Source organism: Micromonospora sp. SL4-19 (genome assembly GCF_047921475.1).
In the GTDB taxonomy this organism is placed as follows: Bacteria; Actinomycetota; Actinomycetes; order Mycobacteriales; family Micromonosporaceae; genus Micromonospora.
In genome coordinates, this window is sequence record NZ_JBLROB010000058.1 from 1 (window position 1) to 8,455 (window position 8,455).

At 71.7% G+C, this 8,455-nt stretch carries 8 protein-coding genes; 6 read left to right on the forward strand and 2 right to left on the reverse strand.

What is annotated here, in order from left to right:
• Positions 1 to 710: 710 nt before the first annotated feature.
• The 3 genes from ACNAVT_RS31395 (at position 711) to ACNAVT_RS31405 (ending at position 3,656) form a co-directional block, all read left to right on the forward strand.
• Positions 711 to 1,037, forward strand: a complete 327-nt coding sequence (locus ACNAVT_RS31395; RefSeq protein ID WP_416301600.1) for a hypothetical protein — start codon at positions 711 to 713, stop codon at positions 1,035 to 1,037.
• A complete protein-coding gene (locus ACNAVT_RS31400; RefSeq protein WP_416301601.1) occupies positions 1,034 to 1,687 on the forward strand; it encodes a nucleotidyl transferase AbiEii/AbiGii toxin family protein in 654 nt (217 codons plus the stop codon). Before ACNAVT_RS31395 ends, ACNAVT_RS31400 begins: the two co-directional genes overlap by 4 nt.
• A 163-nt stretch (positions 1,688 to 1,850) precedes the next feature.
• Positions 1,851 to 3,656 carry a bifunctional metallophosphatase/5'-nucleotidase gene (locus tag ACNAVT_RS31405; protein ID WP_416301602.1) on the forward strand — a complete coding sequence of 602 codons (1,806 nt, stop codon included), beginning with the start codon at positions 1,851 to 1,853 and terminating at the stop codon, positions 3,654 to 3,656.
• A gap of 58 nt (positions 3,657 to 3,714) precedes the next feature.
• On the opposite strand, the gene ACNAVT_RS31410 is transcribed toward ACNAVT_RS31405, so the two are convergent.
• Positions 3,715 to 3,903 carry a hypothetical protein gene (locus ACNAVT_RS31410; protein ID WP_416301603.1) on the reverse strand — a complete coding sequence of 63 codons (189 nt, stop codon included), beginning with the start codon at positions 3,901 to 3,903 and terminating at the stop codon, positions 3,715 to 3,717.
• 99 nt (positions 3,904 to 4,002) lie between these two features.
• Here ACNAVT_RS31410 and ACNAVT_RS31415 point away from each other — a divergent pair, with 99 nt between their 5' ends.
• Positions 4,003 to 5,037: an NAD(P)-dependent alcohol dehydrogenase gene (locus ACNAVT_RS31415; protein WP_416301604.1), complete on the forward strand. Its 1,035-nt coding sequence runs from the start codon at positions 4,003 to 4,005 to the stop codon at positions 5,035 to 5,037.
• Positions 5,038 to 5,046: 9 nt separating this feature from the next.
• Here the strand turns inward: ACNAVT_RS31415 and ACNAVT_RS31420 are convergent, their stop codons facing one another.
• Complete coding sequence (locus ACNAVT_RS31420; protein WP_416301605.1) at positions 5,047 to 6,201, reverse strand: geranylgeranyl reductase family protein; 1,155 nt, start codon at positions 6,199 to 6,201, stop codon at positions 5,047 to 5,049.
• Positions 6,202 to 6,349: 148 nt separating this feature from the next.
• Here ACNAVT_RS31420 and ACNAVT_RS31425 point away from each other — a divergent pair, with 148 nt between their 5' ends.
• Positions 6,350 to 6,586, forward strand: coding sequence for a hypothetical protein (locus ACNAVT_RS31425; protein WP_416301606.1), 237 nt, complete (start codon positions 6,350 to 6,352; stop codon positions 6,584 to 6,586).
• A 71-nt stretch (positions 6,587 to 6,657) separates the two neighbouring features.
• Positions 6,658 to 8,112 (forward strand): MFS transporter, encoded by a 1,455-nt coding sequence (locus ACNAVT_RS31430; protein WP_416301607.1) that lies wholly within the window; start codon positions 6,658 to 6,660, stop codon positions 8,110 to 8,112.
• Positions 8,113 to 8,455 lie beyond the last annotated feature (343 nt).

Here is an 8,455-nt window from a genome sequence, read left to right on the forward strand (position 1 = left end):
ACCGTGCGGAATCAGCTTCGCGGTGTCCACGGCCGGCTTGTCGGCCTGCACGGCGGCCGGGGTGGTGTGCACCGGCTCGGCGGCGTGCGCGGCGATCGGACCGGCGAACACACCACCGGTGAAAGCCAGACCAGCAACACCCAGAATCGTCTTACGCAGCATCGAAGTCATGACCAAAGCTCCATTCGGGGGTTGGCGCACCAGGCACCGGTCCGGAGGGGGAACCAGCGGGCACGCAAGCACCGTCAGGCGCACAAACAAGGGGGGAAAGTCTTCGACCGGCTGGCCCGCGGGGCAAGGGGATCGCCTCTTCGCGGCGCCGGGACCATGTACAACGACCGGCGGCCCACCATCATTCCGGGCCCGCACACCCCGGCCTCGCAGGGTGTCTTCCTCGGCCGTGCACCCGTGTTCAACCACCCCCGACCGCCAGCCATTCCTGGCTGAGGAAGCCGCCGACCACCACCGGAATCGGACACCCGGCCCCAGACCACCCGCACCCGATGCTAGATCCGCACAACTTCACGGAAAGAGTGGCCTCAACGCGACGGGAGACCACTATTTCCGTGAAAGAGGGCGAATCACCGAGCGGGCGCACGGACGTACCCCCAGGCGCGGGACGCGCAGGCCGACCGCAACCACGGACGAACACCCGGAACCGCAAGAATGCGGAGGGCCGCAACGGACGAGTCAGGAGTTACCCTGACAGCATGCCGGCCACCACCAGCGCGTACCTCGCCCGCCCCGGGCGTCCCGCCGTGGTGGCCTGTGCCCTCAGCGAGCTCACCGGCCCCACCCGCGGCATCATCGAGCTGCCGGTACGCCTGATGTGGAGCAGCGAACGCGCGTTCGACCTCGGCGACCCGGACGACCTGCTCTGGATGTACGAGAACGTGCTGCGGGAAACCACGCGGGCCGACGACCTGCGCGAGCTGATCGACGGGCGGACACTGCGCCGGGTGTGGCGCCGGCTCAACCTGCCCCGGGGCGTACGCATGGCGTGGGAGAACCAGCACCGGGATCTGCGTACCGCGTGAGCCATCTGCACGACTTCTACCGGGAGGTGGCCCGGGTGGCTCTGGCCGCCGCCGGCCCACACCGGTTCGTGCTGGGCGGTGGGGTGGCGTGGGCGGCCCACGGCCTGTTCACCCGGCCGACCGAGGACGTCGACCTGTTCGCCGATGTGGAGGGCGCGGCCGCGGCGGCGGCGGCCGGGGTGCGGGCCGCGCTGGAGCGGGCCGGGTACCAGGTGGCGGACGCGGACCCGGACAGCGAGCTGGCGGAGCTCTTCGACGGCTTCGACCGGGACATGCGGGATTTCGTGGTCAGCCGGGACGGCCGGCAGATCCGGCTGAGTCTGGCTCGGCTGGACCGGTACCGCAGCCCGGTGGTGATGGACCTGGGTCCGGTGATGGACGTGCGTGATCTGATCGCCAACAAGACCGCTGCGCTGGTCAACCGCCGCGAGGTACGCGACTACATCGACGTGTCCGCCGCCCTGGGCCGGTACGACGTGGCGGAACTGCTGGACCTGGCGCGTCAGGTGGACCCGGCGCTGGATCTGGCGGACGTCCGGGCGGCGGGCCGCTACCTGGACCAGGTGCCGGACCGCCGCTTCACGCGCTACGGGCTCGACGCGGAGCAGGTCGCCGAGGTTCGCCGCCGGATGGCCGCCTGGCCCCGTTGACCGGGGCGAACACGACCGCGCGGTGACCGCCGTGTTACACGGAGGCAGCCGGCGGCGCTGCCGAGGTGAAACATCCCGGGGGATGTGGCGTCAGTGGCGATTGGTCGTTATGGTGCGCAACGGCGCCCCACGCGGCGCGTCCACCCCCATGGAAAGGCACCTCATGACTTCCTCCTCCGGCGCCTCGCGCCGCCAGGTGCTGGCCGTCGCGGCTGCCGCCGCGACCGCTCCCCTGCTTGCCAGCGCTCCCGCCCGGGCCGCCGCCGCGACCGGCAACGGCGTCGGCACGACGACCTGGGACCTGACCGTCCTCGGCACCTCGGACACCCACGGCAACGTCTACAACTGGGACTACTACAAGGACGGCGAGTACGACGACAGCCAGCACAACGACGTCGGCGTCGCGAAGCTGGCCACCCTGGTCAACCAGATCCGCGCCGAGCGCAAGGGCAAGGCGACCCTGGTCCTCGACGCGGGTGACACCATCCAGGGCACCCCGCTGGCCACCTACTACGCCAAGCAGGAGCCGATCACCGTCACCGGTGAGACGCACCCGATGGCCAACGCGATGAACGTGCTGAACTACGACGCCGTCACGCTGGGCAACCACGAGTTCAACTACGGCCTGCCCCTGCTGGCCCAGTGGATCAGTCAGCTCGGCTTCCCGGCGCTGGCCGCCAACGCGATCAACGAGGCCACGGGCAAGCCGGCCTACCTGCCGTACGTGATCAAGCCGGTCAACCTCGGCGGGCACGGCGCTCCGGCGCTGAACGTCGGCATCCTCGGCCTGACCAACCCGGGCGTGGCCATCTGGGACAAGGGCAACGTCGAGGGCAAGCTGGTCTTCGAGGACATGATCGCGACCGCGGCGAAGTGGGTGCCGATCATGCGGGACCGCGGTGCCGACGTGGTCATCATCTCCGCGCACGGCGGCGACAGCGGCACCTCCAGCTACGGCCCGGAGCTGCCGAACGAGAACCCGGTCGCGCTGATCGCCCAGCAGGTGCCGGGCATCGACGCGATCCTCTTCGGCCACGCGCACAACGAGATCCCGGAGAGGTTCGTCACCAACACCAAGACCGGCGAGCGGGTGCTGACCTCGGAGCCGTCGAGGTGGGGCCAGCGGCTGACCCGGATGGACTTCACCCTCACCCGGGAGAAGGGCCGCTGGAAGGTGGTCGACAAGCACGCCACCATGCTGAACACCAACACCGTGGTCGAGGACCCGGCGGTGCTCGCGGCCGTGCGCGGCCAGCACACCAAGACGGTCGACTACGTCAACCAGGTCGTCGCGCGGTCCACCGTGGAGCTCTCGGCCGCCGAGTCGCGGTACAAGGACACCCCGATCCTGGACTTCATCAACAAGGTCCAGACCGACGTGGTGGCCGCGGCGCTCGCCGGCACCGCGTACGCGAACCTGCCGGTGCTGTCGATCGCGGCGCCGTTCAGCCGTACCGCGGTCTTCCCCGCCGGTGACGTGCGGATCCGCGACGTCGCGGGCCTCTACGTGTACGACAACACCCTCGAGGCGGTCGTCATGACCGGCGCCGAGGTGAAGGCGTACCTGGAGTACTCGGCGAAGTACTTCCGGACGCTTGCGGTAGGCGCGGCCGTCAACCCGGCCACCATCAGCGACTCGAGCGTGCCGGACTACAACTACGACACGCTCTCGGGTGTCGACTACGACATCGACATCTCGAAGCCGGTCGGCCAGCGGATCACCCGTCTGGTCATGCCGGGCACCGACACCCCGGTCGCCGCGGACGCCCAGTTCGTGGTCGCGGTCAACAACTACCGGCGCAGCGGTGGCGGCAACTTCCCCGGTGTCGTGAAGACCCAGGTCTACAACGAGCAGCAGGAGATCCGCCAGCTGCTCATCGAGTGGGCGCAGGCCAAGGGTGCCATCAACCCGGCCGACTTCTTCGTGCCGAACTGGAAGCTGGTCCGCGAGGGCGTGCCGGTCTTCTGATCCGTACCGGTTTGGCGGGCCGCGGGGTCACCCCGCGGCCCGTCGGCCGTTTCCGGGCTCAGCCCGGACTGTTCCGCAGGTTCCACTCGTCGGGGCCGCCTACCGGTTCCGGGCGGTCCCGACGGGCGTCCGTCTCCGTCAACGCCACCCGATCCTCGGGGCGCACCGCGGGCGGCAGTTCGCCGAAGCGTACGTGCCGCAGGAACTCGTACTCCTCGTCGGTGAACGACTCGCTCGGCTCGCTCATGACCGCATTGTGCGCCCGCCCGTCCACTCGTTCGCATCAACTCCCACGGTGCGGGTAAGCCGCCGCGACCGGTCGGTGGCGAGGAGGCGGAGGGCGACCATGCGCGCGGTGAGGATGACCGCTCCCGGGGTGCTGGAGCAGGTGGAGGTGGCCACCCCCACGGCCGGGCCGGGTGAGGTGCTGCTGCGCGTCGGCGCCGTCGGCGCCTGTCACTCTGACCTGCACATCCTCGACGCGCCGGCAGGGACGTTCCCCACCCCGATCACGCTCGGCCACGAGATCGCCGGCACCGTCGACCAGGTGGGCGCCGGGGTCACCGGTTGGTCCGCCGGGGACCGGGCGGCGGTGTACGGGATCATCGGGTGCGGCCGCTGCCGCGCCTGCCTGCGTGGCCTGGAGAACCAGTGCCGGGTCGTCCCGGTCGGTGGTGTCGGCCTCAGCCGCGACGGTGGGCTGGCCGACCAGGTGGCGGTGCCCGCGTCCCGCCTGCTGCGCATCGGAGACATGGACCTGACCCAGGCGGCGCCGCTGACCGACGCTGGGCTCACCCCGTACCACGCCATCGAGCTGGCCCGGCCGAAGCTGCGCCCGGGCACCACGTGCGTGGTGATCGGCATCGGCGGGCTGGGCCACATGGCCGTGCAGATCCTGGTGGCCACCACCGCGGTACGGATCATCGCCGTGGACACCAGCGTGGCGGCGCTGGACCTGGCCAGCCGGATGGGCGCCCACGAGGTGGTGCAGGCCGGGCCGGACAGCGTCGACAAGATCCGGGCGCTGGTGGGCCCACCGCCCGACGGGGCGGACGTGGTGCTCGACTTCGTGGGGGCCGATCCCACCCTGACCACCGCCCGGCAGGTGGTCGCCACCGGGGGCCGGCTGCTGCTGGTCGGCCTCGCCGGGGGCACGCTGCCGGTCCGGCCGGTCGCCGACGAGCCACCGACCGTACCGCTCGAGACCAGCGTCGAGGTCCCGTTCTGGGGCACCCGGGCCGAGCTGCAGGAGGTGATCGCCCTGGCCCGGCTCGGGCAGCTGCACGCCGACGTGCAGGCTTTCCCCCTCGATCAGGCACCGGAGGCGTACGAGCTGCTACGCCGGGGTGAGATCCACGGACGGGCGGTCATCGTGCCCTGACCGCCCGAGTCAGGAGCGGGCCTCGGCCGCTTTCGCCCGCCGGGCCGAAAGCCCGTCCAGCAGGGCCAGGCCGGCCCGGACCGGGCGACGGGACAGGGTCCGGTCGAAGCTCGCCCGGCCCTCGCAGAACCGGGCGAACATCCGCCAGCCGGGCGGGGTGGCCAACAGTGCGTGGAACACGTCCGGCCATCGCGCGAAGACCTCGAGGAGGCGGTGCCCGGCCCGCATCTCCGGCATCAGGTGCCGGTGTATCTCCTGCTCGTAGGTGGCCAGGTCGCCACCGGCGACCGCCTGGCCGGCCAGCCGGCCGGAACGCAGGGCGTAACTGATTCCCTCCCGGCTCCACGGTTCCAGCAGGCCCGCCGCGTCGCCGGCGACCAGCACCCGGCCACGGCGCAGCGGCGAGTCCTCCGTCCGGCAGCGGGTCAGATGGCCGGAATCGTGCTCCGGGGTCACCCCGGACAGGCCCAGCCGCGCCACGAAGTCCCGCAGGTAGGCCCGGGTCCGCTCGCCATCACCTCGGGCGGAGATGACGCCGACGGTGAGCCGGTCGCCCTTGGGAAAGACCCATGCGTACGAGCCGGGGACCGGACCCCAGTCGAGCAGCAGCCGCCCCCGCCAACGCTCCTGCTCGGCGGGTGGGACCGGCAGCTCCAGCTCCAGCCCCAGGTCGACCTGGCGGTGGGCCACTCCGACGTGCCGGGCGGTGACGCCGGAGGAGCCGTCGGCGCCGATGACGGCGCGGGCGCGTACGGTGTCGCCGTCGGCCAGCCGTAGGCGTACCTCGTCGGGATCCTGCTCGACGGCGCGAACCGCGACGCCCTCGCGGACCTCGGCCCCTGCCGCGACCGCGGCGGCCCGCAGCCGGTCGTCGAACTCCTCGCGGCGGACCATGGCCACCAGTGGCCCGGTATGCCGGCGGGTGAAGCCGCGTCGCCCGTCCCGGGTGAACATGACGTGGTCGACCCGGTCGTGGACGGGCACGTCGATCCGGTCGGTGGCCTCGGCCAGCGACGTGCCGATCAGCCCTCCGCCGCAGGTCTTGTAGCGGGGATGGGTGGCGCGCTCGACCACCAGGGTGCGGACGCCGGCCCGGGCCGCGGCGTGCGCGGCGGAGAGTCCGGCGGGGCCGCCACCGACGACGACGAGATCCCAGATGATCACTGGTGCAGCCTAGGGCACACCCGCCGGACGCGCCGGTCACGTGCCCGGCGCGACCCCCCGTTCGGGTGGGCATCATCGGAGGTCCTGGGGGTAACCGCCGGGCGTAGACCGCCCGCCCGGCGGGCGGGTCACGCCGAGGAGGGAACCGATGCAGCAGGTACAGCTGTCCGACATCGAGCAACGGGTGTACCAGGCGGTGACCGCGCTGGAGGTCCGGGGCCACGTGCCCTACCCGGACATGATCGCCGAAGAGACCGGGATGTCCGAGGAGGAGCTGCGGGAGCCGCTGCACCTGCTCACCGAGCGTGGTCTGCTCCACCGCGAGGACTCCCCGATGGCAGGTCTGGACTTCGGCCCGCGGTGGTGCGCGCGCCAGATGGCGTGACTTCGTCGTTTGCCCCACCCGGAGCCGGGTAGCGATCGGGGAAGCGTGATCGGCGGCCTTCGGGGGGCACGATGAGCACGGACCGGTCGTCGGCGCCGGCGGGCACCGCCGGGTACGACGACCGGCGCCGCTGGCAGGCACTCGGCGTCGGCCTGGTCGCCGCGTTCATGACGCTGCTGGACGTCAGCATCGTCAACGTCGCCGTACCGTCGATCGACCGGGCCCTGCACGCCACGCCGAGCGACCTGCAGTGGGTGCTGTCCGGATACGCGCTCACCTTCGGCCTGATCCTGGTGCCGGCCGGGCGGTTCGGCGACGCACGCGGCCGGCGTACCGGGTTCGTGGCCGGGCTGATCCTGTTCACGCTGACCAGCGCGCTGGCCGGGCTCTCCACTTCGCCGCAGTGGCTGATCGTCGCCCGACTCGTGCAGGGCGCCGCAGCCGGGGTGGTCAACCCCCAGGTGACCGGCATGATCCAGCAACTGTTCCGGGGTGCCGAGCGGGGCCGCGCGTTCGGGCTGCTCGGTGCCACCATCGGCATCTCCACCGCGGTCGGCCCGCTGCTCGGTGGGCTGCTCATCCAGCTCGGCGGCGAGCAGCACGGCTGGCGGTTGGTGTTCTTCGTGAACGTCCCGGTCGGCGTACTCGCGGTGCTGCTCGGCTGGCGGCTGATGCCGGCCCGGCCCTCGGGTGCGCCAGACCGGCACCGGCTCGATCCGTTCGGGGTGCTGCTGCTCGGGATCGGGGTGACCCTGGTGCTGCTCCCGCTGGTGCAGTGGCAGCAGTGGCACGGCCTGTGGAAGTGGATTCTCATTCCGGCCGGGCTCGTCTTCCTGGCCGCCTTCGGTCTCTGGGAGCGGCGGTACGCCCGCACCCATCAACCCCTGTTCGACCTGCGGCTGTTCGGGCTGCGTTCATACACCCTGGGGACGCTGATCGGCCTGCTCTACTTCGCCGGGTTCACCGCGATCTTCTTCATCTACACCCTGTACCTGCAGATCGGGCTCAACTACAGCGCCCTCGCCGCCGGCCTGGCCATCACCCCGTTCGCGCTCGGCTCGGCGGCGGCGTCCGCGGTGGGCGGCCGGGTGGTCACCCGGTACGGCCGGCCACTGGTCGCCGCCGGCCTGCTGGTCGTGGTGATCGGTCTCGGCGCCACCGTGTGGGTGCTGCACGGCTCGCTGCACGGCTCGGTGGCGGTGCTGACCGCGGTGCCGTTCCTGGTGGCCGGGCTGGGCAGTGGCCTGGTCATCGCACCGAACCAGACGCTGGCCCTGTCCGAGGTGCCGGTGCCGCAGGCCGGCAGCGGGGCCGGCATGCTGCAGACCGGTCAGCGGATGGGCTCGGCGGCCGGGATCGCGGGGGTCGGCGCGCTGTTCTTCTCGACGCTGGCCGACACCCGAGGCGACTGGGCGACCGCGTTCCGGCACTCACTGGTGCTGGCCGCCGCGATCATCGGGCTGGCGCTCGTCGCCGCGGTGGTCGACATCGTGCTGGGTCGCCGCTGGTCGGGCGCCGCCTCCTGAGCGTCGTGGCCTGTTTGCCGGTTGATCCGTGGTTGCGGTTGATCTGTGGTTGCGCTTGGGGGTTGGTTGCTCTTCGGGGTTGGTTGCTCTTGAGGGCTGGGGGCGAGCGTGCCCGGCTCCGGGCGGTCAGGCTTGATCCCTGCGCCGGTCACGCTCGCCCCCCAGCCCCGTCGTGGTCTTCCGCCGTCCGTGACCTGCGGCTACCCCCGGGCACGCCTGGATCTTGGACAGTCTCCGTCCGCTGAACGGCAGCTGTCCAAGGGCCGCAGACGCCGCTGGCCGGCACCCCAATGCTGCGGGGTGCCGGCCAGCGGCGTTGTGCTTGTTCGGTTGATCTGGTGGG